Origin of the sequence: Janthinobacterium sp. EB271-G4-7A, from assembly GCF_020858075.1 — a bacterium.
Taxonomy (GTDB): Bacteria; Pseudomonadota; Gammaproteobacteria; order Burkholderiales; family Burkholderiaceae_D; genus Janthinobacterium; species Janthinobacterium lividum.
In genome coordinates this window covers 2740199-2764706 of the sequence record NZ_JACYMI010000001.1, presented here as the reverse complement: position 1 = coordinate 2764706, position 24508 = coordinate 2740199, and the positions used below count along the sequence as shown (strand labels likewise).

Here is a 24508-nt window from a genome sequence, read left to right as displayed (position 1 = left end):
CCCTCTTGCAGGAGGAAAACAGCGCACCGCTTGATCTCTGCACCCGCGCGGCCCTATGCTAAAGTGTTGCTCTCTTCTCAAGCGAATCCCAGCATGCCTACCTCTTTGCCGTCCTCCCTGATCGCCACCGCCCTGCTCGCCTCCGCCCACGGCGCCGTCGCCGCCCCCATGAGCCTGGACGACTACCTGGCCCTGAACGGCCCTCCGCCCACGGCGCAGATCGCCTATGGCCCCGCGCCGTCGCAATACGCGCAGCTGTTCCGGCCCGACGGCAGCGGACCATTCCCCGTCGTCGTGCTCGTGCATGGCGGCTGCTGGACGGTGGCCTTCGGCGGCATCCAGCAGATGCGCAACGTGGCCGGCGCCCTCGTGGCGCAAGGCGTCGCCGTGTGGAATGTCGAGTACCGCCGCGTCGACGAGCCGGGCGGCGGCTATCCGGGCACCTACGAAGACATGCACGCGGCCCTGGACAGCCTGCAGCAGCACGCGCCCGAATACCAGATCGACACGCGCCGCATCCTCGCCATGGGCCACTCGGCCGGCGGCCAGCTGGTGCAGTGGATCGCCGGGCGGGAAAAACTGCCAAAGACCAGCCCCCTGTACCGCGACACCTACCTGCCGGTAAAAAACATCGTCAGCCTGGGTGGCCTGGCCGACCTGCGCCACGAGAAAGACTTGATCAAGAGCAGCTGCGAACGCGACATCGCGCAACTGGCAGGCAGCGCCAGCACTGAGCGCCCCGACATCTACAGCGACACCAACGCCGCCGACCTGCTCCCCAACGGCAGCCGCACCGTGCTGGCCACGGGCGAGCTCGACACCATCTCCCCGCCCAGAGTCGCGCACGACTATGCGGCCAGGGCCAAGCTGGCCGGCGACCATGCGGAAGTGCTGATCTTGCCTGGCGCCAGTCATTATGACGAGATTGCGGCGACGTCGAATGCGTGGAGGATGATTTTGCCCGTGATTCGGCAGATGCTGGGGATGGCGGGCGATCAGAACCAATAAGGCAATTGATCAATGCATGCGAATACGCAGTTTTCGAACCGGGCGATGAAGGTAAACCATGCGGGAGAGCAAGGTGCCATCAGCATTTATACCGGCCAGATCTTCGTGGCCCGTTTGACCGCAAGCCATCTCGTGCCGGAACTGCGGGCCTTCAGGGCGCATGAGCAGGAGCACAGGACGATATTTCATGACGTTCTCGAACGCCGTGGCTTGCCGCGCTGCCGCAGCTATTCCCTGTGTGCGGCGGGTGGCTATGCGCTGGGCATCGCCACTGGGCTGTGCGGTGCGCGCGCAATCTCGCTGACCACCGTGGCCGTCGAACGGGTGGTCCTGCAGCACCTGCGGCACCAACTCACTATGTTGAGCGACGACGATGATGCGGCTGGCGCCATTAAAGCAATCCTCAGGGACGAGCAGGAACATCACGACCAGGCATCCATCCACGCGCAAGGCAGCGGGATGTTCGGACGCATGCTGAGCGCTGTGGTGTCCGGCGCCACGGAATCGGTGATCTGGCTGGGGATGCGCCTTTAAGCATCACGAAACACGACGATCTGCACCAGTATCAATACTTATGATATCGAGGGCCACAAGATCGCGTTGTATTTACAGGTCTGCGTACCTGGTGGATTGGCGAGGGAACGCATGCTCAATGAAGGCCGCGAACCTGCCGGCTGAGATTATCCGTTTCTCATTTCAACTGACACTATTGGCCCGGGCGGCAAGCGGCCAACAGCGGACGTAGCCAATCGGATAGAATCGAAACTATGTCAGAAATATTGCAGCTCAGAGCAGTCGCCCAAATCGCGCTAACGACGCATATCACTCCGAGGGTTAGAAGCATCTCTTTGAACCTTGACTCGTCGTTTCAAAAAGTTCGCTTCCGAGTCTATACGGACGGAGCCTTACCTGAGTCTGCTTTGCAAGCATTAAGCTGTGCGGCGACAGAGATTCAAGCTTCCTTAAACTATGAAGTTGACGAGGAGTATCTCGTAATACCGGAACCGGAACCGATGGAACACCTTCCAATTGTGGTTTATGTTCGTTGCGAAGATGCGTGGGTTGACCGAACATGACAGCAGACGGCCAAAAGCGGACAACGAAAGGCAAGAACATGGCGCGGGTCCGACTGATTGTCTTCGACTTAGATGAAACCTTGGTGCATGCGACTGAGGTTGCCTTACCTTGTGCTCACTCCTTTCGCATTGGCCCATATTTTGTCTATGTACGACCGTTTGCATCTGACCTGATCAGGTTCTGTGCGTCGCACTTCGATATGGCAGTCTGGTCTTCATCGAGCGAACGCTATGTCGAGATAGTCACCGAGGAGCTGTTTGGAACTTCCTATCCCGTAGCATTTTCATGGGCGGTATCAAAGTGTGTTCAGAAGGTTGATCCGAAAAGTAACGGTTATGTGTACATAAAAGATCTGCGCAAGGCGTTGAAGCACGGGTATGCCGCAGACGAGATCATCATGATCGATGACAGTCCCGAAAAGCTCCGGCGACAACCCACGCGGCATCTTTGCCTAACTGAGTTCACAGGTGATCCGTGTGATACGGAACTTCTTGGCGTTATCGAACGCGTTAAGGCGATGGCGGAAATGCAGTCAACGACGGCCTGAAGCGAATGTCTGCAATGGGGCGGGACCTTGCAACGACGGCAACCGGCCAGAAGCAGACATTGCCACGACGTCATCTTTGCTAAAAGAGGGAGTATGATGGCCTCATCACCTTGAATATTTTGATAAGTTATGTCAGTGTATTTTAATCTCGGGCACGGCGCCAAGCCGCTAGACCATGCGGAAAATTATCCGTGGCCTTTTGACATTGATGTTTGTTTCGAGGCGGTTCGACATCCTATTGCGTTTAGCGAGGGAGTGGGGTTTGGCTCGGCCGGTTGCACGGTAGCCGCGACTGAGGCCTTGGAGCAAAAGTGGCGCGAACACTTTGAAATTACGAAGTCGATATGGCTGATTCCGTACATTGAGAATCTAGCGCAAGGCATACCTCTACCCCGTGGTGAGATTTTGAGTCGTTTCAAAGAGTATAGCGGCAAGGAACCCGAGAGCTATGAGTCAAAATTCCCCTAACGGCCAGGAGCGGACGTTGTTCGCAGGTGCAGGCTTAGGTTCGGCCGATGCCAGCAGGAATATTTATTGCCAACAGTGCTTTCTGATCCTGTAGATGCTGGAGCAACCGGGTAGCATAGTCTTGCGAAACTGCTGCCTTGACGCTTGGACGCTGAGCCAGTGCGCGGCGCCAGTTAGCCACCCGTTCCAGTCCATCAAAAATGGGGTGTGTTGACTCAAAGCCAAGTATGTCGAAGTAACGAAAAATTGGGGCAATGGCGACATCCACCATGCTAAAGTCAGTTCCGCCGAAATATGGGCCGTCAGACATATCGGCCTCAAACCGCTCCAGCTTCTTTCTGATTGCAGCAGCTTTGGCACTTGCCGTTTCAAAGTCGGTGGCGTTTAGAATTCCCCATGCGTCCGATAGAGTGGCGGATGCGAACTCAATCCATGCACGGTGTTGCGCGCGTATTAGCGCATCTGAAGGACGCAGTGCTGGCTGGGGCTGCACATCTTCGATATATTCACAGATCGCGACGCTTTCGAACAGAATAGCCTCATGCCAGTCGTCGTGTGAAACCTTAAGTAGCGGAACCTTACCTGTTGGAGAGATTGCGAGGAACCAATCTGGCTTGTGGCGAAGATCAACATTGATTCGTTCGAATGAAATCTCTTTTTCGTGCAACATGATGGCAACACGCTGAACGAAAGGGCATAAATGGTGGCTTACGAGTGTCAAATGCGTCTGTAGCATTGGAGTGTTCCTTGTAAAGTGGAGCCCGCTTCACTTTCGTGAGGCGGGCGCCTCGCGGCTGATTTACCCTTATGGCGTTGAGAAATCCTGCCGAGGGTGATACATCAAAAGCAAGCTGAAAGAGTCGACGTGACAACTCTCATTCCGCTGTCTCCGGCACTCAGCCGTTCAGCATGCGGCCGCCGTCAACGATGATTTCGGAGCCAACCGTCCACCGGGACTCGTCGGAAGCCAGGTACATCACCGCCTTGGCCACTTCATCCGGCGTGCCGAAGCGACCGAACGGGATGCTTGCGGCAATGTCCTTGTTGAGCTGATCGCGGTAGGCATCCGGGATGCCGAGCTTGTCGTACAGCGGCGTTTCGACGGGGCCGGGACTGACGGCGTTGACGCGAATGCCGCGCCCAAGCAGTTCACCTGAAAGCGTCTTCGACATGTTCAGAAATGCAGCCTTGGTCGCGGCATATACCGAGGAATGCGCCGAGCCGACGTGCGCGCTGACCGATGTGTTGAGCACCACCGATGCGGGGTTCGCGAACACTGGCAGCAGCGCCTGGATCAGGAAATAGGGCCCCTTGACGTTGATGTCGAACGATCGATCGAACATTTCCTCTGTCCACGCTTCGATTGGCGTCCAGACGGATACGCCTGCGTTGAGAAAAGCGATATCGAGCTGGCCATAGTGTGCCTGGACGGCGTGCGCCAACTCCTTTTGGGCGGCGACGCTGGCGGAATCGGCGCGCAGCACGAGAACCTCGGCGCCAAGTTCTTTCCTGGCCTTCTCGATCGATTCCGGATTGACGCCGGTGACGATGACGCGTGCGCCTTCGGCGAGGAACTGCTTGGCTGTTTCGAGGCCAATGCCGCTGGTGCCGCCGGTGATAAGCGTGCGTTTTCCTTGTAAACGGGACATAAAATTCTCCTGTAGGTGATTCATGGTCAACCAACGTTGGCCGACCTGCCGTGGGAAGAACTATGCGCTCATGCTTGAAATCCGATAAGATCGTATATTTGCATATGATTCATGCTCCAATTGCATGAATCGAACGAGGAGTAACTTTGGACCGGTTTCTTTTGATGACATGCTTCGCGCGGGCGGTGGAGACTGGCAGCTTTTCCGCTGCCGGCCGCGACTTGGGCTTGGGGCAGCCTAACGTCAGCCGCTATGTGGCGGCACTGGAAGAGCATCTACAGACGCGGCTGCTGCACCGGTCAACGCGCAAGCTGGCCCTCACGCCAGAGGGGGAGCGCTATTATGCGGAAGTGCGGCGCATCCTTGACGCCGTCGACGAGTCAGAATCGTCCTTCAGGGCGAATGTCGATCCGTCCGGATTGCTGCGCGTCGCCTGCCCAACCGCTCTGGCCCATGCATTCGTGTTGCCGCATGTCCCCGCCTTCCTGGAACGCTATCCTGGGTTGTCGCTCGATCTCCAGATCAATGATCGCTATGTGAGCCTGGTCGATGAAGGCGCTGAACTGGCGATTCGGATCGGCCATCTGGAAGACAGTGCACTACGCGCGCGGCGCATCGGTCTGTTCGAGCGCGTGTTCGTCGCCAGCAAGGACTATCTCGCCAAACGCGGCGTCCCCGTCACGCCCGATGATCTGCGCGGGCATGATTGCGTGATCTACACCCTGCTATCGTCAGGTGCTACATGGCGCTTCCGGGATACCGAAGTACCGGTATCCGGCAGGCTCCGGATCAACTCACCGGAGGCCGTACGCGAAGCGGTCAATGCGGGACTAGGGGTCGGACATGGGCCGGAATGGCTTTTTGAGGAAGGGCTCAAGAATGGTAATTTGCAGTTACTGTTGATGGGACACTCTGCCCCTCCTGTCCCGGTTCAAATCGTCTACGTTGCAAACAGGCTGCTTCCGACGCGTGCAGTCGTGTTCATGGATTTTATCGCCGAAGCGTTTTCAAAGCTTCCCGCACTCAACGCGCCCCATGAGTAGCCTCTTGTGCGATAACGCTACTATGCAGGGCAAGCTCAAGGTCCAGCCATGCGCTGCGCAGGCTCGTCGCTTTGGCGGAGGATTGGCCGGCCATGTCGGAGTAGGAAGTAAGGACCTTCATAACGGGAATATTTACCAATGCTATCTTTAAATGGACAGCCGGCGGCGAGTTATGAGGACGCGTAACGGCGATCGTGAGGATACTCAAAATACTAGACATGACACTTTCATGCCCCATCCACTTCGGCATATCGGACCAGCCACGGAGAGGGCCGTGAATGTCCGCTTCGGGGCGAAAGCAGACCTTCCTCAACCGCAAACTGCCAACGACAGCAAGACCACACCCGTGCCTCAAGCAAAGGCTCCCCGGGCCCAGCGAGCCTGAAAAATGGCCAGGGCAAGGCGCGCGGGCGAAGACAGTACGCATGTACGGCGAGCCCAAGCAACGCAGCCATGGGCATTTTCTCAGGCCCGCGGCTCTGGCCCGCTGTTCTTAAAAATTACTGAACACGCGCCAGGTACTGGGCCAGCTGAGCGAAAGTCGCCTTGAACCCCTCCTTCATCGACTCAAACCCCTGCTTGAAAGTCTCATGCTGCTCATCCGTGGCCTTGTGCGGCGTGGACCGCAAGGTCATCGTCGTCTTGCCGTTTTCCTCGGTGAGGGTCATGGTATTGAACGATTCCAAAGGCCAAGTCGCGCTGACCGGATGCTGCACGGCATTGCCCTGCTTGTCGGCAAACGACAGGATGGAGACGATGCGTTCCGGCGCTTCAATGGACTGGTAAGTGAACTTGCCCCACATCTCATAGCCATTGTCGGCGCGCATGCCGTAGTGGAAGACTCCACCCGGTTTGAGATCCAGCGCCAGCACGCTCAATTCGAAGCCGACGGGACCCCACCATTGGGCCAGGCGCTCCGGCTCCACCCACGATTGAAACACCAGTTCGCGCGGCGCGTCGAAAGTTTGCGTGATGACAAAGTCGCTGCTGTCGCGGTGCTGTCCGTCCTGCTTCTGTTCTGCGGTGGTCATGGCGCTCTCCTGAGGATGATGGTCTGGCACTAATGTACCAGCGGCGCCGATAAACGGGAAGGCCTGTACGCCTGCCAAACGCGCATGCTAAAATATTAGTTAGATACCTAACCATTAGACGACTTACCTTATGACTTCTATCGAAGAGCGCTTTTCCGCCGCCCTCCACAAGACGGCGCGCGGCTGGCGCCATGCCATCGACCGGCGCCTGAAAGACCTGGACCTGGGGCAAGCGAGCTGGATGTGCATCGCCATGATCGCCAAGTCGCCGCAGCCGCCGTCGCAAAGCGAGCTGGCCCATCAATTGGGCGTGGAAAACCCCACCATGGTGTCGATGCTGGACCGGCTCGTGAAATCGGGCTTCGTGCAGCGCCAGCCATCGGAAACGGACCGCCGCGTCAAACTCGTCGTGCTGACCGAGGCGGGCCTGCAGGTGTATGACACCGTGCGCAAGGAAGCGGATGGCTTCCGCAAGGAACTGCTGCAGGGCATTGATCCCGATCAACTGCGGGCCGCCACCGAACTGCTGGAAGCGTTACAGGCGGCCACGGAGAAATCCGCATGAGTTCGGCCACAGCCGGCGCCACACCGGCGCTGCCCGCTTCACAAGACCCCACCCTGAACCGGCGCATGATCACGATTTCGATCATGCTCGCCACCATCATCCAGGCGCTTGACGGCACCATCGCCAACGTCGCCCTGCCCCACATGCAAGGCAGCCTGTCCGCCTCGCAAGACCAGATCACCTGGGTACTCACCTCCTTCATCGTTGCCGCCGCCATCGCCACGCCCCTGACGGGCTGGCTGTGCGACCGTTTCGGCCAGAAGAACACCTTTCTCGTTTCCGTGGCCGGCTTCACGCTCGCTTCCGTGCTGTGCGGCTTGTCCGCCACCCTGTCCGAGATCGTCGCGGCACGTTTGCTGCAAGGCGTGTTCGGCGCGGCGCTGGTGCCGCTGTCGCAGGCGGTGCTGCTCGACATCAATCCGCGCGAGAAACACGGCTCGGCCATGGCCATCTGGGGCATGGGCGTGATGATCGGCCCCATCCTTGGACCGACCTTGGGCGGCTGGCTGACGGACAGCTACAGCTGGCGCTGGGTCTTCTTCATCAATATCCCCATCGGCGCCATGGCCTTCTATGGCATCTGGCGCTACATCCGCAAGGACCCGCCGAACCGCCGCATGAACTTTGACATGTTCGGTTTTGCCACCTTGAGCCTGTCGATCGGCGCGCTGCAGATGCTGCTGGACCGGGGCGAGCAGAACGACTGGTTTTCTTCCACGGAAACGTGGATCGAAGCCATCGTGCTGGCCATGAGCTTGTGCTACTTCATCGCCCATACGGCCTTGCGCCCGGCCGGCAAGTCCTTCCTCGACTACCGCCTGTTGAAGAACTCAAACTATGTGAGCGGCTTGCTGTTCATCTTCATCGTCGGCATGGTGCTGTTCGCTACCCGCGCGCTGACGCCGTCGATGCTGCAAGGCTTGATGAACTACCCGGCGGCGATTGCCGGCCTGGTGACGGCCCCCAGCGGGCTGGGCACGATGCTGGCCATGTTGATCGTCGGCAAACTGACGGGCAAGATCGACACGCGCATCCTGCTGGGCGTGGGCTTTTCGATCACCGCGTTCTCGCTGTGGCAGATGGCCAATTTCACCCTGGACCTGGTGCCGAAGACCGTCGTGTGGAACGGCATCATCCAGGGCATCGGCCTGGGCCTCGTCTTCGTGCCACTGAGCGCGGCCACGTTTGCCACCCTGTCGCCGCAGATGCGGGCGGAAGGCACGGCCATTTACAGCCTGGTGCGCAATATCGGCAGCAGCATCGGCATCGCCCTCGTGCAGACCTTGTTGGTGCGCAATACGCAGATCGCCCATGCGTCCCTGACGGAACACATCAATATCGCCAACCCGGCCCTGCATGACCCCGCCATTGCCAGCGTCTACAACCTGGGTACGGCTTCCGGCATGGCGGCGCTGAATGGCGAAATCACGCGGCAGGCGTCGATGATCGCCTACCTAGACGACTTCTGGCTGATGATGTGGCTGACCATCCTCGTGCTGCCGCTCTTGCTCCTGATCAAACCCCCGAAGAAGAATGCGCCCGTCGTGGTCGATCACGCGGCCATGGAATAACCCTCATGCACACATCTATGAAACTCTCCCTGCGCATATTGGCGCTCAGCTTGTCGCTGGCCGGCTGCGCCAGCATCCCGCCCGACACGCAACAGTTGCCGCAGCAAGACCTGGCCACGATACAGCTGGCGGCCGACATCCACCTGGCCAGCGAAGGCTGGCCAGCCGCGCAATGGTGGCGCCAGTTCCAGGACGAGCAGCTGGACCAGCTGATTGAAAGCGCCCTGTCCAGCAGCCCGAACCTGGACGTGGCGAATGCCCGCATCGGCTCGGCCCTGTCCGCGTTTGACGCGCAGCATGCGCAGCGCGGCCCCAGGGTGGACGCCAGCGCGAATGCCAGCCGCCAGCGCTATTCCGCCAACGGCCTGATGCCCGCCCCCATCGGCGGCAATTACTACAATGAGGTGACCGTGGGCATGCAAGCCCATTACGACCTCGACTGGTGGGGCAAGCACAAGGCGCAGATCGCGGCCAGCCTGGGCGAAGTCAACGCCCGCCGTGCCGAATACGCGATGGCGGAACAGATGCTGGCCGCCGAGATCGCCCGCCACTACTTCAGCATGCAAAATGGCTGGGCCCGCATGGATAACCTGCATGCACTGGTCAAATTACAGCAGCAACTGGTGCTGGACAAGGAAAAGCGCATCGCCAACGGCCTCGGTGTCAGCGACGACCATTTGTCCGCGCAAACGCGTTTGAGCTTGCTGCAGCAGCAGATCGCGCTGCTGGAAACGCAGGTCGTCACGGAACGGGAAGCCTTGCGCGCGCTGTTGGGAACATCCTTGGGTGCGGATGCCTCGGCCCTGGCCAGCCTGCAGCAGAAAGAGGCACAGGCGCTGCCGCACGCCCTGCCCGGCAAGCTTGGCATGGAATTGCTGGCGCGCCGGCCCGACTTGCAGGCGGCGCGCTGGCGGGTGCAGGCAGCCATGAGCAATATCGAAGCGACGCAGGCGTCGTTCTACCCCGATATCGACCTGAGCGCTTCGTTTGGCCTGGATGCGATAACACTGGGCAAGCTGCTGCAGTCCGGCAGCCGCACCCTGTTCATCGGCCCGGCGCTGTCCTTGCCGCTGTTCGACAGCGGCCGCTTGCAGGCGCAGCTCGGCGGCGCGCGCAGCCAGCGCAATGAACTGATCGCCGACTACAACCAGAGCGTCTTCAATGTCGTGCGCGACGTGGCGCAGGCGGGCGCCAGGGTGCAGGGCGTGGAAAACCAGCTGCGCCTGCAGCAGGAAAACCTGCGCGCCAGCGAAGCGCAGTTGCGCAATGCGAATGCCCGCCTGAAACAAGGTCTGGCCGACCGCGCCACCCAGCTGAATGCGGAAATGACCGTGCGCGGCCAGGTCGACCTGGGCATGCAGCTGCAAAACCAGCGCCAGAACGCGGAAATCAACCTGACCGTGGCCCTGGGCGGCGGCTACCGGGGCAGCAGCGACTTTTCCGCCAACGCCACGGCCAAACAATAACCATCGATTACGGAATACATCATGAGCAGCGATACCACAGCAACGACCACTCCAACCGAACAGCCCGGCAAGCGCAAGGCCGTCCTCATCGCCATCACGGCCGCCTTTCTCGCGGCTGGCGCGGCCTGGGGCGCGTATTACCAGCTGGTGCTGGCCAAGGAAGAAGTCACGGACAACGCCTATGTGGGCGGCAACCTGGTCACCCTGTCCGCGCAAGTGACGGGCAATGTCGACGCCATCCGTGCCGACGAGACGCAAATGGTCAAGGCGGGCGCGCCCCTGATCACCCTGAACGCCATCGATGCGGAGCTGGCCCTGAGCCAGGCCGAGGCACGGCTGGGCAACGTCGTGCGCCAGGAGCGCGAGCGCTATGCCAATGTGGCGCAATACGACGCCGTCATCGGGCAGCGCCGCCTGGCGCTGGCCACGGCTCAGGGCAACCTGGCGCGCCGCGCGCCGCTGGCGGCGGATCAGACGATCTCGGGCGAAGACCTGGCCCATGCGAAACAGGCCGTCGACGACGCGAAAGCGGCCTTGACGGTGGCCCAGCGCCAGGCCGAATCCGCCAAATCGGGCGTGGCCGGCGTGAACCTGGCCAGCCATCCGGCCGTCCTGTCGGCCCGGAGCGACGTGCTGCAGGCGTGGCTGGCCGTGCGCCGCAATGCCGTGGTCGCACCCGTCTCGGGCTATGTCGCCAAGCGCAGCGTACAGCTGGGCACGCACGTGACGCCGGGCACGCCATTGATGTCCATCGTGCCGCTGGACCAGTTATGGGTCGATGCGAACTTCAAGGAATCCGAACTGCGCAATATCCGCGTGGGCCAGGCGGCCACCATTGAAACGGACTTATATGGCAGCAAGGTGGTCTACCACGGCAAGGTACTGGGCATGTCGGCCGGCACGGGCAGCGCGTTTTCCCTGTTGCCGGCGCAAAACGCCACGGGCAACTGGATCAAGGTGGTGCAGCGCGTGCCCGTGCGCGTCACGCTCGATGCCAGGGAACTGGCCGCCCACCCGCTGCGCATCGGCCTGTCGACCACGGTGACGGTCGATACCAGCCATGGTGAAGGCGCTACTTTGGACCAGCCGATGGTGGCCTCCACCGTCTACACGACCAAGGCGCTGGAACAGCCCGTGGACGAGGCGGAGAAGATGGCCGATGCGATCATTGCGCAGAATCTTCTGAATTGATGCGTAGGTCGGGTTAGCGCAACGCGCGTAAGCCGACACCACCAACGGCCTTGGCCAACAATGTTGTCGGATTACGCGAGGCTTTGCCCCGCTAATCCGACCTACTTGGCTTTGCCAGCCGCCGCCACCTGGTCGAGTATATGCTTGGGCACGGCCGCATAGTGCTTGAATTCCATCGTGTAGGTGGCGCGGCCCTGGGTCAGCGACCGCAAGGTGGTGGAATAGCCGAACATCTCGGCCAGCGGCACCAGGGCCTTGACGATGCGCCCCGCGCCGCCGGGGATGTCGTCGACGCCCTGCACCATGCCGCGGCGGGCCGTCAGGTCGCCCATGACGTTGCCCATGAATTCTTCCGGCGTTTCCGCCTCCACCTGCATCATCGGTTCCAGCAGCACGGGCGACGCTTTGCGCATGCCATCCTTGAAGGCGATGGAGCCGGCCATGCGAAACGCGTTTTCGTTCGAATCGACGTCGTGGTAGGAGCCGAACGTCAACGTGGCCTTCACGTCGACGACCGGGTAGCCGGCCAGCACGCCCGATTTCAGGGTTTCGGCGATGCCCTTGTCGACGGCCGGGATGAATTCGCGCGGCACCACGCCGCCCTTGATGGCGTCGACGAACTGATAACCCGTGCCTGGCGGCAAGGGTTCCAGTTTCAGCACCACGTGGCCGTACTGGCCCCGTCCGCCCGATTGCTTGACGAACTTGCCCTCCACGTCTTCCACCGCGCGCGTGATGGTTTCGCGGTACGCCACCTGCGGCTTGCCGACATTGGCTTCCACGCCGAATTCGCGGCGCATGCGGTCGACCAGGATTTCCAGGTGCAATTCGCCCATGCCCGACATGATGGTCTGGCCCGATTCCTCGTCCGTATGGACCCTGAACGACGGATCTTCCTGCGCCAGGCGGTTCAGGGCGATGCCCATCTTTTCCTGGTCAGGCTTGGTCTTGGGTTCGACAGCCTGGGAAATCACGGGTTCCGGGAAGATCATCTTTTCCAGCACGATGATGTGATCGATGGCGCACAGGGTGTCGCCCGTGGTGACGGCTTTCAGGCCCACGGCGGCGGCGATGTCGCCCGCATACACTTCCTTGATTTCCTTGCGCTCGTTCGCGTGCATCTGCAGGATGCGCCCCAGCCGTTCGCGCGCGCTCTTGGTGGGGTTGTATACCATGTCGCCCGAATTCACCACGCCCGAATACACGCGGAAGAAGGTCAGCTGCCCCACGAACGGGTCCGTCATGATCTTGAAGGCCAGGGCCGAGAAATGCTCGTCGTCCGTCGGATGGCGCTCCACCTCGTTGTCGTGCTCGTCATGGCCCATGATGGGCGGCACTTCCATCGGTGACGGCAGGTATTCGATGACGGCATCGAGCATCGCCTGCACGCCCTTGTTCTTGAAGGCGCTGCCGCACAGCATGGGCACGATCTCGTTGCGGATGGTGCGCGCGCGCAAAGCTTGCTTGAGCTCGGCTTCCGTAAACGTGTCGCCATTCAGGTAGCGTTCCGTCATCTCCAGCGTGGCTTCGGCCGCGTGCTCGACCATGTGGTCATGCCACTCCTGCGCCTGCGCCTGTAGTTCCGCGGGAATCTCGCCATAGCTGAACTGCACGCCCTGGCTGGCGTCGTCCCAGGTGATGGCGCGCATTTTCAGCAGGTCGATCACGCCCGTGAAATGGTCTTCGGCGCCGATGGGCAGCTGGATGGGCACGGCCACGCCCTTCAGGCGCTCGGCGATCTGCTTGCGCACGCGCAAAAAGTCCGCGCCCACCCGGTCCATCTTGTTGATGAAGGCGATGCGCGGCACATGGTATTTATTCGCTTGCCGCCAGACGGTTTCCGATTGCGGCTGCACGCCGCCGACAGCATCGTAGACCATCACGGCGCCGTCGAGCACGCGCATCGAGCGCTCGACCTCGATCGTGAAATCCACGTGGCCCGGCGTGTCGATGATATTGATCCGGTGTTCGGGGAAATTGCCGGCCATGCCTTTCCAGAAGGCCGTGGTGGCGGCCGAGGTGATGGTGATGCCCCGTTCCTGCTCCTGCTCCATCCAGTCCATGGTGGCGGCGCCATTGTGCACTTCGCCGATCTTGTGATTGACGCCCGTATAAAACAGGATGCGCTCGGTGGTGGTGGTCTTGCCGGCGTCGATATGGGCGCTGATGCCGATGTTGCGGTAGCGCTCGATAGGTGTTTTGCGGGTCATCACAATCTCCATGGCTAGCCCCGGCATCACTGGGTTTGCGCCGGTTTTCCAGTGTAGCAGACATCGATTTGGGCGGCACGGCAGCAAGCCGTTTACCACGCGTACAACACTGGCGGTCGCGCGCACGTCAGGCGCACGGAAGCTATTTGCGGATTCGGCTATACTTCCCGGACGTTAATTTTTGAACTTTAATTCAACAAAGATTAATAAAAATCAATACGCATGGCATCCTGCCATGCAAGGCGACGCCGCCGGCATGCAGCCCAGGTGCGCACCAAACGACATGCCCTACTCAGCTTATGACTATCCAACTAAGAAAAATAATCCTTTCCTCCCTGCTGGCATCGCCGGCGCTGGCCATGGCCGGCGAACTGGAACAGCAAATGCAACGTTGCGCCGTCCTCGGTGACGCCAGTGCCCGCCTTGGCTGCTTCGACACCCTGGCCAAGGCGGCGGAAAAGGCCACCATCGCGGCCGGCGGCGATCCCGTCACCGCGGCAGTGACCCTGGCTGCCGCTGCCGAGGTCGCGCCCCTCACGCCAGTCAGTCCGCCGGGCGTGGCCACGCCGGACGCCGTCAACGCCGCCATTCCCGCCATCGCGCAGGCTGGCGCGGCGCCACCGGAAGCGCCGATTTCGCGCACGCAGCAATCGTGGGAACTGAATGAAGCGTCCAAGCGCGGCCTGTTCAACTTCCGCCCGCACCGCGACACCTATCTGCTGCTGGCCAATTACAGCGACGCCTCGAACGACGAACCGTTCCAGGATTTCACGCCGGCCGGCATCAAGAGCCAGCATGTGGAATTGACATTCCAGCTCAGCTTCAAGATGAAGCTGCTGGAAGACATCGCCGGCACGCCCATCGACATGTGGTTCGGCTACACGCAACAAAGTTTCTGGCAGGCGTATAACCGCAAGGCATCGAGTCCTTTCCGCGAAACCAATTACCAGCCTGAGCTGATGCTGATCTTGCCGATTAACAAGAATTTCGCTGGCGTGGAATTCAATTACCTGAACTTCGGCCTCGTGCACCAGTCCAACGGACAGACGTCGACCCTGTCGCGCAGCTGGAACCGTGTATATGCCGAGCTGGGCATGGAGAAGGACAACCTGGCCGTCACGACGCGCGTCTGGCACCGCCTCGACAATGGCAAGACCGACAATGACAATATCGACATCACCGATTACATGGGGCATGGCGACTTGCGCGTGAGCTACCGCAACAAGGGCCACGAGTACGCCGTGACGGCCCGCCGCAATTTCAGCAAGAAGCATGGCTCCATGCAGGCCAGCTGGGCTTTCCCATTGAAGGCCAACCTGAAAGGCTATCTGCAACTGTTCTCCGGCTATGGCCAGAGCTTGATCGACTACAACTATTCGCAGAAATCGATCGGTGCAGGTTTCATGGTCGACCTGTAAGCCAGGCAGTACCGCAAACAAAAATGGCGCCAATGGCGCCATTTTTTATGGGAAATATCGGGTTTATCGCCGGCCGCCGCCCAGCACGCGCGCCGGCAGCATGACGATGGCGCGCAGTAATTCGAACACGCCTTCCACGCCGATGCCGATCAGGCGGAATGGCAGCAACAGCAGCCAGGCCAGCGGATACAGCACGAGGGCCAGCAAGGCCAGGGGCCAGCACACCAGCAAGAGCAGCAGCCACAGCACGAATCCCAGCATCGCGTTCCCCCTAGAATGAAATGTGCGGAGCAAGCCGTGCTTGCCCCGCTACCGTGACAGCACTATATGAAAGCGCCGCCGCGGCGGCAACGGCCATGCGATGAACTGCGCGCTGCAGGGATGAACGGTGCAAAAACGGGAATGAACGGGGACTTACTGGCCGACGCAAATCACTTTCGTGATGTATTCATGCGCATTCGGCTTCTTGCTGGTGGCCCATTTGATGGCCTGGTTGGCATCTTCGATGGTCATGACGGTGGCCTTGTCCTTCGACTTGATGAAGGACACGCCTTCAAACACGCCTTCCTTGCTGCGCATTACCTTGGCAAACACGGGCGGCCTGGTCTCGCCATCGCTGATTTTGTTCTGTTGCACGAGGTAACGCTGATCGATCTGTTCCATGATAGTAAAGCTGTCCAGTGGGTAAAAGACGAAATATACCCTGAATGGACAAACGCCGCAGGATGAAATCGCTGCGGCGTTGCCTTGGAATTAACGATGTTTATGCGTAGACGGCGTTCTGCGTAGTGGGCTGAAGATTCACGTCGTAGATCACCTGCGCGCGGATCGACGCTTCCAGCGAGGGAATCGAGCCGCCGGCGCGGTACTGGAAGCTCACTTGCAGCACGTCGCCCGCCTTCACGGCCACCGGCGTGGCCAGCGGCAAGCACATGTAATGGTTCAGCCAGTCGATGGTGGTCGAGCGCTCGGGCACCACGGCCAGGATGTTCTTGGTGACGAAACGCAAGGCGTTCAGGGTGCCGCTGCGCTCGACGACAAACTTGCCGTCAAAGCCGAACACATTGTCCGTCGGCTGGCTGAAGTCGATGATGCTGTAGACGGAAGGCGGCGCCAGCTCCTGCACGCCAGGATGGATGGCCGTGGTTTCCTGGAATTGCACGATAGGCGCATAAAAACCCTCGAAATCGTATTCCTGCTGCATCGGCTGCACGGCCATGATGACGGCTTCGGGCAGGAAGATGGGCAGCGGGCCGCCAAAGCGGGCCAGGTAGCGGCGCTTGAACGATTCGATCACTTCCACCTGCTTTTCGCGCAGCATGCCGACATGGATCATTTCGCAGATGACCACATCGACGGGCTCGGGCGGCAGGTATTCGAAGGCGTCCGCGTGGACGACTTCGACTTTTTCACCATTGGGATTGAGCGCCAGCATCTTGCGCGCTTCCTTGACCATGTCCGGATTGAACTCCACGCACCACACCTTGTCGGCGCGCGCGGCCGCAAACCACGACAGCACGCCCGTGCCGCCGCCCAGCTCCAGCACCTTCATGCCGGGTTTTACCGCGTAATCGATCGCCGACTTGAACCCGTGCATGCGGTTCTGGTCCATCAACATATTGTGGTGGTAATGGACGGGGATAAATTGCCCCAGGTAACAACTCTCGATTTCTCGTTCATTCAGCATGTCTGTCCTCTTGGAGTCTGGCTCCGATGGCCGATCGGTTTTGTCATTCCAGAAAGCAGTGATATCGCACGGGCTGCGCGAGGGGCGGCGACAATACAGCCGGCGCCTGACGGTGATGTGATGACCCATGCGACGTATCTCCTGATTAATGCGACACGATCATTATCGTTAATCGGCAGGGAGAACAAAGGGCTGAGGTGAGAGGCAATTCCATGCCAGTTTCAGCGCTGGCATGGAAAATATTGAAGTTAAAACATCACTTGCGGGCTGCGCGCGCCTTCTGTGCCGCTTCGATGATGGCGACCACGCCGGGCTTGTCGCCCGCCTGGGCAAACTGCACGGCCGTCCAGCCATGGCCGCTTTTCAGGCTGGCGTCCGCGCCCCAGGACAGCAGCAGCTTGACGGCGCCCTCCTGTCCTTCGCGGGCGGCAAACATCAGCGGCGTGACGTTGGCGGGCGCAAGCGCATCGACCACGGCGTCGCGGTCGAGCAATATCTTCATGATGGGCAGGTCGCCTGCCGAGGCCGCATAGTGGAGCGCCGTCCAGCCGCTCTGGTTGACCTTGGCGCCCTTGGCCAGCAAGGCGTTCACGGCGTCCTGCTTGTGCTTGTAGGCGGCCATCATCAGCGCCGTGTTGCCATTGGCTGAACGGGCTTCCAGGTCGATGCCGGGAGCATCGAGCAGCACCTGGAACACCCGGTCCGCATCGTCGCGCAAGGCCAGCACGAGGGGAATGTCGCCCCGCTGCGTGTCAGGCTGGTTCGGATTCATGCCGTCAAGCAGCATGCTGCGCACGCCGCTGGCATTATTCACGGACACGGCGCGGAAGAAGGCGTCCGGTTCCGGCGCCGCCTGGCTGGCGGTGGCGCAGCACAGCAGCATCGCCAGGGCGAGTTTTTTCATCATGACTGACCTTAAGAAATTATGGCAACTGATTGAATAACTTGAAGAAATTCTCCGTCGTCTGCTTCGCCACCTGGTCCAGCGGGATGCCTTTCAGGGTCGACAGGTATTCCGCCACGTGGGCCACATAGCCGGGCTCGTTCATGCGGCCGCGGAACGGCACGGGCGCCAGGTACGGCGAATCCGTCTCGATGAGGATGCGCTCGAGCGGCACTTCCAGGGCCACGGCCTGCAAGTCTTTCGCGCTCTTGAACGTGACGATGCCGGAAAAGGAAATATAGAAACCCATGGCGATGGCGGCGCGCGCCACTTCCAGGGATTCCGTAAAGCAATGCATGACGCCGGCCACGCCGCCGTCGGACACGCCCGCGCCCTCTTCGCGCATGATGCGTATGGTGTCTTCACTGGCCGCTCTTGTGTGAATAATCAAGGGCTTGCGCGTGATTCTTGAAGCTTTGATGTGAGTGCGGAAACGCTCGCGCTGCCACTCGAGGTCGCCCGTCAGGCGGAAATAGTCGAGGCCCGTCTCGCCGATGGCGATGATCTTCGGATGGTCGGCCAGGTGGACCAGGTCTTCCACGGACGGTTCAGGCGTGTCCTCGTAGTCGGGATGCACGCCGACGGAAGCAAAGATATGCGGATACTGCTCGGCCAGGGCCAGCACCTGTGGAAAGTCCGGCAAGTCGACGGACACGCACAAGGCGTGTGTCACCTTGTTCTCGGCCATCTTGGCGAGGATCTCGGGCATGCGAGCAGCCAGCTCGGGGAAATTGATATGGCAATGGGAATCGATATACATAAGGCGGGATTGTACCGGAGCGGGCGGAATCTGGCAGGGGGAAGGCGCAAATCCGTCCTGCCGCTGACGACTCCCGCGCAGGTCCGCCTACTGCCCCTGCGGCGGCTGCCACAGCTCCACCTTGTTGCCCTCAGGATCGATGACCCAGCCGAACTGGCCATATTCGGAATCGGGCGCCTTTTCCAGCACGTTGCAGCCCTCGTCGCGCAGGGCTTGCAGCAACGCGTCGAGGTCGTCGACGCGGTAGTTGATCATGAAGGACGCCTTGCCGGGCGCGAATTGTTCGTTGTCATTGGCCGCGACGGACCAGATAGTGGTGCCGCCAGTGGGCTTGCCATCGGCATCCGTCCAGGTGAAGGCGGCGCCGCCCCACGGCTGCACGTCCAGGCCCAGGTGGCGCTGGTACCAGGCGCGCAGCGCGGCCGGGTCTTGCGCGTGGAAAAAGATGCCGCCGATGCCAGTGACTCGTTTCATGCACGCCTCCGTTGCTGTCCAGTGCCTTGACTGTAACACCGGGGGCCAGGCGTGGCAAACGATGCGGCGAGCCTGCCCCTCCGTCAAGAAAGAGATAATTTACTTTAATTTGGCAGCGCAAGCACTTGATTCTATTGGCAGCTGCTAGAGTAATCGAGCAGCATGTCTTCCAGGAACAGCTTGGGCGACAAGGGGTGCTCGGCAATCGCCCGGCGCTCATTGGCAGCTTTGATCGCGGCCATCAACCGGCTCACGTTGATGCGTCCTGCCAGCGCTTCCAGTTCGCGCCGGTGGCGCGGGTAGTAGCGGATGGTGCCGGACAATTTGACGGAAAACACGTCGTACAGCCAGCGCTGGAGCGATGCCACCAAGGGTGCCAGCGGAGACTTCTGTAATTTGTCCGCCGCTTTCAGGGCCGCTTCCACGCCCGGGTTGGCTAGCACCTGCAGCAATTGTTCCGTTTCTTCGCGGCCGCCCGATTCGGACTGGGCCAGCGCTGCCAGCGGCGCGCCGCCCTGCTCGCGCAGCCAGCTGTCCGCATCGTTCAAGCCTTGCTGCTTGAGCCACGTCAAGGCCTGCTCGTGGCTGGGCATGGGCAAGGCGAATTTCCTGCAGCGCGACAAGATGGTCGGCAGCAAGCGGTCCAGGCTGTTCGATGCCAGCAAGAACAAGGTGCCCGGCGGCGGCTCTTCCAGGGTTTTCAGCAAGGCGTTGGACGCGGGCGTGTTGAGCGCTTCGGCCGGGTACAGCACCACCACGCGCAAGCCCTGGCGGTGCGTGGAGATGTTCATGAAGTCGGCCAGGTTGCGGATCTGCTCGATCTTGATGTCTTTTGACGGCGTCTTGGTCTTGGCGCTTTTCTTCGCGCCCTCACCCTCTTCGCCGTCGTCGGCCACGTCGTCTTCCAGCGCTTCCGGACGGACCCGGCGGTAATCGGGATGGTTGCCCTGGCTAAACCAACCGCATGAGGCGCAAGCGCCGCAGGCATGGCCGTCGGCGCGCACGTCTTCGCACAGCAATGCCTGCGCGAAATGCTCGATGAAGTCGGCCTTGCCGATGCCCTGCGCGCCATGGAACAAAATGGCGTGCGGCATGCGCGGTCGCAGGGCTTGCAATTGTTGCCAGGCGTCCTGTTGCCACGGATAGAGAGGACTGTTCATTTTATTCCTTGTCAATCAGTGGCTTGCAATACTTTGCTCAAGCAATACATCAAGCAGTTTTGCCAGCTGTACTTGAATATCGGCGATGCTTTGCGTGGAATCGATGATGCGGAAGCGTTCCGGGAACTGGGCCGCGCGGCGCAGATACTCGTTGCGCGTGGCGGCAAAGAAATCGGCCTGCTCCTGCTCGAATTTGTCGAGCGCACGCGTGGCGTCCAGGCGGGCACGGGCCACGGCCAGCGGCACGTCGAACAGGAACGTCAGGTCCGGCTGCAAGTGCGGGTGCACCCACGCTTCCAGCGCTTCCATCTTGCGCAAGTCCATGCCCCGGCCGCCGCCCTGGTAGGCGAAGCTGGCATCGCTGAAGCGGTCGGAAATGACCCACTCGCCCCGATCGAGGGCTGGCGCGATCACTTGCGCGATATGTTCGCGGCGGCTGGCGAACATCAGCAAGGCTTCCGTTTCCAGGTGCATCTTTTCATGCAGCAGCAGTTCGCGCAGCTTTTCGCCCAGGCTGGTACCGCCCGGTTCGCGCGATGAAACGAGGCTGACGCCACGCTGCTGCAGGTAGTCGGTGACAAAGCCGATATGCGTCGACTTGCCCGCGCCATCGATGCCTTCGAAGGTGATGAAGCGGGGTTGATAGTGTGGTGTCATGAAGCTTCTAGTTTGAAATAATTAACGCTGATACTGGTTCACGGCGCGGTTATGGTCGGGCAAGTTGGCCGAGAACTGGCTGGTGCCGTCGCCGCGCGCGACGAAATACAGCGCTTGCGTGCGGGCCGGCGCCAGCGCCGCCGTCAGCGATTGCGCGCCAGCCAGGGCGATCGGCGTGGGCGGCAAGCCGCCGCGCGTGTAGGTATTGTACGGGGTGTCCGCTTCCAGGTCGCGTTTGCGGATCTTGCCCTGGTAGTTGTCGCCCATGCCATAGATCACAGTCGGGTCCGTCTGCAGCAGCATGCCCGTCTTGAGGCGGTTGACGAACACGCCGGCAATCATGGCGCGCTCGGACTTTTGCCCCGTTTCCTTTTCCACGATGGAAGCCATGATCAGCGCTTCATACGGGTTTTTATACGGCAAGGCGGGATCGCGCTTGTCCCACGCTTCGGACAGGCGGCCGATCATGGCCGTGTGTGCCTGCCTGAAAATCTGCATTTCGCTGGCGCCCTTGGCGAACAGATACGTATCCGGGAAGAACAAACCTTCCGGGTGCACATATTCCGGGCTGATTTTCGCCATCAGTTCCTTGTCGGACAGGCCTGCCGTATCGTGCTTGAGGCCGGGATGGTTGGCCATCGCCAGGCGCATCTGTTTGAAGGTCCAGCCTTCGATGATGGTCAGCGACTCTTGCGCGAATTCGCCGCGCGCCAGCTGCGTGATCAAACGCTGCGGCGTGGTGCCCGGTTTCAGCTCATAGGAACCGGCCTTGATCTTCGAGGTCTTGCCTTCGATGCGCGCCAGCATGTTGAACAGGATAGGCACGATGGGCACTCCAGCGTCCGCGATCTGCTGGCCGGCCGCATGCGCGCCGCTGCCCGGGCTGATCGTAAACGGAATCGCTTCTCCATCCGTGGTGATGGGCTGCTGCGCCCAGTACACAAAAGTACCGCCCACACCGATAGCGGCGATGACTGAACTGACTACAAGTTTTTTAAAGAAAGCCATTGTTCCGATTCTTGTGATGCGGGCGCTGATGGCCAACGTCCGCTTGTTATGATCGTTCATTTGTGAAGCAAGTGCGCGCAAAGCGGCGCCAACACTGGCAATCTTGCCGTTGCCGACGCAATCTGCGCGACATCACTATAATGAACCCGTAATGATAATGCTTAATCGCTGATCTAATGGAAATTATGAATAACTGGAATCAATTTTTAACAGCCCAAGGCGCCCGCCCCGTTGCCATCGATGGCGCGCCTGACGGCACCGCCCCCATCACCGCCGTCCCTATCCATGATTTCGGCCAGTCCCTGACAGTGCCCCAGCTGCAAGAAGGTTTTGTCGCGGCCATCACGGACCAGGGCTTGATTGGCTTGAGCGGCGACGATGCGGCCAGTTTCCTGCACGGCCAGCTGACCAACGATGTGGAACACCTGAACCAGGAGCAAGTGCGCCTGGCCGGCTACTGCACGCCGAAAGGCCGGCTGCTGGCCAGTTTCCTGATGTGGCGCAACGCCACCACCATTTATCTGCAATTGCCGCGCGCCATACAGCCGGCCATCCAGAAGCGTCTGCAGATGTTCGTGCTGCGCGCCAAGGCCAAGCTGCACGATGCATCCCTTGATGCAGCCAATCAAGTTGTCCTCGGCCTGGGCGGCAAGCAAGCCAGCGCGGCCCTGTCCGCCTGGTTCCCGGCGCTGCCCGCCACGCCGTTCAGCAAGGTCGAGCATGAACTGGGTACCCTGCTGCGCGTGGCCGATGCGTTCGGCAGCGCCCGCTATGAATGGCTGACGTCGGCCGCCACGGCGCGCGACGCGTGGCCGCAATTGACGCTGCAGCTGGCCAAGGGCGGGATTGACGCCTGGCGCTTGTCGGAGATCCACGCGGGCATCCCGCAGATCACGGCCGCCACGCAAGAGCAGTTCGTGCCGCAAATGGTCAACTTCGAGCTGCTGGGCGGCGTCAATTTCAAGAAAGGCTGCTACCCGGGCCAGGAAATCGTCGCGCGCAGCCAGTACTTGGGCAAGCTCAAGCGCCGCACCACCCTCGTCAGCATTGCCGATCCCTCGGTAGTGGCCGGCGGCGAACTGTTTGCCGTCAGCGACCCCGAGCAACCTTGCGGCATGGTCGTCAACGCGGCGCCCAACGGTGACGGCGGCATCGACGCCCTCGTTGAAATGAAGCTGGGGGCGATCGAAGAAGGTGCAAGCGCCGCCGGCGCCGTGCGCTACGGTTCGGCCCTGGGCGCTCACGTGCAGTTCCTGTCCATGCCTTACGCGCTAGACGCACTCGACTTGTGAGAATGCCATGAAAGATTTGTACATTTATTACCAGGTCAAGGAAGAGCACGCCCAGGCGCTGGAAGCCAGGGTCCGTGCCTTGCAGGCAAAACTGGCTGCCGCGTCCGGCGTGGCGCCGCAATTGAAGCGCCGCCCTGACGCCAAGGATGGCTTGCAGACGTGGATGGAAATCTACCCCGTCGTCGGCGAAGGTTTTACGGAGCTGCTGGCCAGCGCGTCCGACGAAGCGGGCTTGCTGTCCTTGACGGCCGGCGCGCGCCATACGGAAGTGTTCATGGATTTGCCTCCATGTGCCTGATCGTTTTTGCCTGGAAAGTCAATCCGCACATCCCGCTGATTGCCGCCGCCAACCGCGACGAATTCTATGAACGCGCCAGCGCCCCCGCCGGCGCATGGCCCGAGCACCCGCAAGTGTATGCGGGCCGCGACCTGCAGGCGGGCGGCAGCTGGATGGGCATCACCCAGGCCGGCAGCGGCAGCTCGCGCTTTGCCGCCATCACGAATATCCGCAGCCCGCAAGACCGCAACCCGGACGCCCCCTCGCGCGGCGCCCTGGTAGCCGATTATCTGGCCGGCGACATGTCGCCACAGGATTACATCGCGCAAATCCGTCCCGGCTGCACAGCCTACAACGGTTTTAACCTGGTGCTGGGCGACGCGGACACCCTGATCTGGTTTTCCAACCGGGGCGACGGCGATGCGCGCAATGGCCAGCCATTGGAGCCGGGCATCTACGGCCTGTCGAACGCCCTGCTGGACGCGCCGTGGCCGAAGGTCCTGAAGACCAAGGCCCAGTTCGCCAGCCTGCTGTGCCAGGGTGCGCCCGACGAGGCGTATTTCGACATGCTGGCCGACACCACGCGCGCGCCCGATTTCCGCTTGCCGGACACAGGCGTGCCGCTCGACCTCGAACGCGTACTGTCCGCCGTCTGCATCGAAACGCCGGGCTACGGCACGCGCACGTCCACTGTCGTGAAACTGTTCCCGGACTCTCCCGGCGAACTGCATGAGCTGGTGATCCAGTAGGTCGGGTTAGCGCACAGCGCGTAACCCGACACCACCAGCACACTCAAGCGGCTTCACCGCCGTCCCCGATGTCGGATTACGCGCGCCTCCGGCGCGCTAATCCGACCTGCGCAAGCTCCCCCTGTCCTCATCGACAAGCCACCCGCCATCCATCCGCAGAAAAAAGAAAGCGCTTGCGCAAGCGCTTTCTTTTGTTTACGATAGCTTCAATCGCGGCGACACAGCCGCACCCAATCGCAGTACACAATAATAAAAAA

General features: G+C 60.8%; 25 protein-coding genes. 12 read left to right on the top strand and 13 right to left on the bottom strand.

Annotated features, from left to right (window positions below):
• Positions 1 to 93: 93 nt before the first annotated feature.
• The 3 genes from IGS58_RS12500 to IGS58_RS12490 all read left to right on the top strand — a co-directional run bounded on the left by IGS58_RS12500 (position 94) and on the right by IGS58_RS12490 (position 2632).
• Positions 94 to 1008 (top strand): alpha/beta hydrolase, encoded by a 915-nt coding sequence (locus IGS58_RS12500; RefSeq protein WP_230521550.1) that lies wholly within the window; start codon positions 94 to 96, stop codon positions 1006 to 1008.
• 12 nt (positions 1009 to 1020) lie between these two features.
• Positions 1021 to 1542, top strand: a complete 522-nt coding sequence (locus IGS58_RS12495; RefSeq protein ID WP_230521549.1) for a demethoxyubiquinone hydroxylase family protein — start codon at positions 1021 to 1023, stop codon at positions 1540 to 1542.
• 538 nt (positions 1543 to 2080) lie between these two features.
• Positions 2081 to 2632 carry an HAD family hydrolase gene (locus IGS58_RS12490; RefSeq protein ID WP_230521548.1) on the top strand — a complete coding sequence of 184 codons (552 nt, stop codon included), beginning with the start codon at positions 2081 to 2083 and terminating at the stop codon, positions 2630 to 2632.
• A gap of 502 nt (positions 2633 to 3134) precedes the next feature.
• On the opposite strand, the gene IGS58_RS12485 is transcribed toward IGS58_RS12490, so the two are convergent.
• The gene (locus IGS58_RS12485) at positions 3135 to 3836 is read right to left on the bottom strand and encodes a glutathione S-transferase family protein (protein WP_230521547.1); all 702 of its coding nucleotides are present in this window, start codon (positions 3834 to 3836) and stop codon (positions 3135 to 3137) included.
• A gap of 160 nt (positions 3837 to 3996) precedes the next feature.
• Complete coding sequence (locus IGS58_RS12480; protein ID WP_230521546.1) at positions 3997 to 4749, bottom strand: SDR family oxidoreductase; 753 nt, start codon at positions 4747 to 4749, stop codon at positions 3997 to 3999.
• A gap of 146 nt (positions 4750 to 4895) precedes the next feature.
• On the opposite strand from IGS58_RS12480, the gene IGS58_RS12475 reads away from it, so the two are divergent.
• Complete coding sequence (locus tag IGS58_RS12475; RefSeq protein WP_230521545.1) at positions 4896 to 5792, top strand: LysR family transcriptional regulator; 897 nt, start codon at positions 4896 to 4898, stop codon at positions 5790 to 5792.
• Positions 5793 to 6292: 500 nt separating this feature from the next.
• On the opposite strand, the gene IGS58_RS12470 is transcribed toward IGS58_RS12475, so the two are convergent.
• Positions 6293 to 6823, bottom strand: coding sequence for an SRPBCC family protein (locus tag IGS58_RS12470; RefSeq protein WP_034784585.1), 531 nt, complete (start codon positions 6821 to 6823; stop codon positions 6293 to 6295).
• A 130-nt stretch (positions 6824 to 6953) separates the two neighbouring features.
• On the opposite strand from IGS58_RS12470, the gene IGS58_RS12465 reads away from it, so the two are divergent.
• From IGS58_RS12465 to IGS58_RS12450, 4 genes are read left to right on the top strand one after another with little or no spacing between them, the layout of a single operon-like run.
• Complete coding sequence (locus IGS58_RS12465) at positions 6954 to 7388, top strand: MarR family winged helix-turn-helix transcriptional regulator (RefSeq protein WP_070279648.1); 435 nt, start codon at positions 6954 to 6956, stop codon at positions 7386 to 7388.
• Positions 7385 to 8959, top strand: coding sequence for a DHA2 family efflux MFS transporter permease subunit (locus IGS58_RS12460; RefSeq protein ID WP_230521544.1), 1575 nt, complete (start codon positions 7385 to 7387; stop codon positions 8957 to 8959). Before IGS58_RS12465 ends, IGS58_RS12460 begins: the two co-directional genes overlap by 4 nt.
• A gap of 5 nt (positions 8960 to 8964) precedes the next feature.
• Entirely contained in the window at positions 8965 to 10425 is a 1461-nt protein-coding gene (locus tag IGS58_RS12455) for an efflux transporter outer membrane subunit (protein WP_230521543.1), read from the top strand.
• Positions 10426 to 10446: 21 nt separating this feature from the next.
• Entirely contained in the window at positions 10447 to 11616 is a 1170-nt protein-coding gene (locus tag IGS58_RS12450; protein ID WP_034784589.1) for an HlyD family secretion protein, read from the top strand.
• Positions 11617 to 11717: 101 nt separating this feature from the next.
• Here the strand turns inward: IGS58_RS12450 and fusA are convergent, their stop codons facing one another.
• Positions 11718 to 13826, bottom strand: coding sequence for an elongation factor G (gene fusA / locus IGS58_RS12445; RefSeq protein WP_230521542.1), 2109 nt, complete (start codon positions 13824 to 13826; stop codon positions 11718 to 11720).
• 359 nt (positions 13827 to 14185) lie between these two features.
• Here fusA and IGS58_RS12440 point away from each other — a divergent pair, with 359 nt between their 5' ends.
• A complete protein-coding gene (locus IGS58_RS12440) occupies positions 14186 to 15244 on the top strand; it encodes a phospholipase A (RefSeq protein ID WP_034784590.1) in 1059 nt (352 codons plus the stop codon).
• Positions 15245 to 15307: 63 nt separating this feature from the next.
• On the opposite strand, the gene IGS58_RS12435 is transcribed toward IGS58_RS12440, so the two are convergent.
• The 9 genes from IGS58_RS12435 to mltG form a co-directional block, all read right to left on the bottom strand.
• Positions 15308 to 15505, bottom strand: a complete 198-nt coding sequence (locus IGS58_RS12435; RefSeq protein ID WP_034784591.1) for a hypothetical protein — start codon at positions 15503 to 15505, stop codon at positions 15308 to 15310.
• A 153-nt stretch (positions 15506 to 15658) separates the two neighbouring features.
• Positions 15659 to 15907, bottom strand: coding sequence for a hypothetical protein (locus tag IGS58_RS12430; protein WP_034784592.1), 249 nt, complete (start codon positions 15905 to 15907; stop codon positions 15659 to 15661).
• A 100-nt stretch (positions 15908 to 16007) separates the two neighbouring features.
• Positions 16008 to 16931 carry a methyltransferase domain-containing protein gene (locus tag IGS58_RS12425; RefSeq protein ID WP_230521541.1) on the bottom strand — a complete coding sequence of 308 codons (924 nt, stop codon included), beginning with the start codon at positions 16929 to 16931 and terminating at the stop codon, positions 16008 to 16010.
• Between the two features lie 256 nt (positions 16932 to 17187).
• A complete protein-coding gene (locus IGS58_RS12420) occupies positions 17188 to 17838 on the bottom strand; it encodes an ankyrin repeat domain-containing protein (protein WP_230521540.1) in 651 nt (216 codons plus the stop codon).
• A 16-nt stretch (positions 17839 to 17854) separates the two neighbouring features.
• A complete protein-coding gene (locus tag IGS58_RS12415; RefSeq protein WP_230521539.1) occupies positions 17855 to 18634 on the bottom strand; it encodes a TatD family hydrolase in 780 nt (259 codons plus the stop codon).
• Between the two features lie 87 nt (positions 18635 to 18721).
• A complete protein-coding gene (locus tag IGS58_RS12410; RefSeq protein ID WP_092604977.1) occupies positions 18722 to 19108 on the bottom strand; it encodes a VOC family protein in 387 nt (128 codons plus the stop codon).
• 131 nt (positions 19109 to 19239) lie between these two features.
• Complete coding sequence (locus tag IGS58_RS12405; protein WP_230521538.1) at positions 19240 to 20268, bottom strand: DNA polymerase III subunit delta'; 1029 nt, start codon at positions 20266 to 20268, stop codon at positions 19240 to 19242.
• A 15-nt stretch (positions 20269 to 20283) separates the two neighbouring features.
• Positions 20284 to 20925: a dTMP kinase gene (tmk, locus tag IGS58_RS12400; protein WP_070279660.1), complete on the bottom strand. Its 642-nt coding sequence runs from the start codon at positions 20923 to 20925 to the stop codon at positions 20284 to 20286.
• A gap of 21 nt (positions 20926 to 20946) precedes the next feature.
• Complete coding sequence (gene mltG / locus IGS58_RS12395) at positions 20947 to 21933, bottom strand: endolytic transglycosylase MltG (protein WP_034784598.1); 987 nt, start codon at positions 21931 to 21933, stop codon at positions 20947 to 20949.
• 176 nt (positions 21934 to 22109) lie between these two features.
• On the opposite strand from mltG, the gene ygfZ reads away from it, so the two are divergent.
• The 3 genes from ygfZ to IGS58_RS12380 are packed head-to-tail and all read left to right on the top strand — an operon-like array spanning position 22110 to position 24251.
• On the top strand, positions 22110 to 23225 hold the full coding sequence (ygfZ, locus tag IGS58_RS12390) for a CAF17-like 4Fe-4S cluster assembly/insertion protein YgfZ (protein ID WP_230521537.1): 1116 nt from the start codon (positions 22110 to 22112) through the stop codon (positions 23223 to 23225).
• Positions 23226 to 23232: 7 nt separating this feature from the next.
• Positions 23233 to 23523 carry a DUF4936 family protein gene (locus tag IGS58_RS12385; protein ID WP_034784600.1) on the top strand — a complete coding sequence of 97 codons (291 nt, stop codon included), beginning with the start codon at positions 23233 to 23235 and terminating at the stop codon, positions 23521 to 23523.
• Positions 23514 to 24251: an NRDE family protein gene (locus IGS58_RS12380; RefSeq protein ID WP_070253757.1), complete on the top strand. Its 738-nt coding sequence runs from the start codon at positions 23514 to 23516 to the stop codon at positions 24249 to 24251. The genes IGS58_RS12385 and IGS58_RS12380 overlap by 10 nt, the downstream gene beginning before the upstream one ends.
• Positions 24252 to 24508 lie beyond the last annotated feature (257 nt).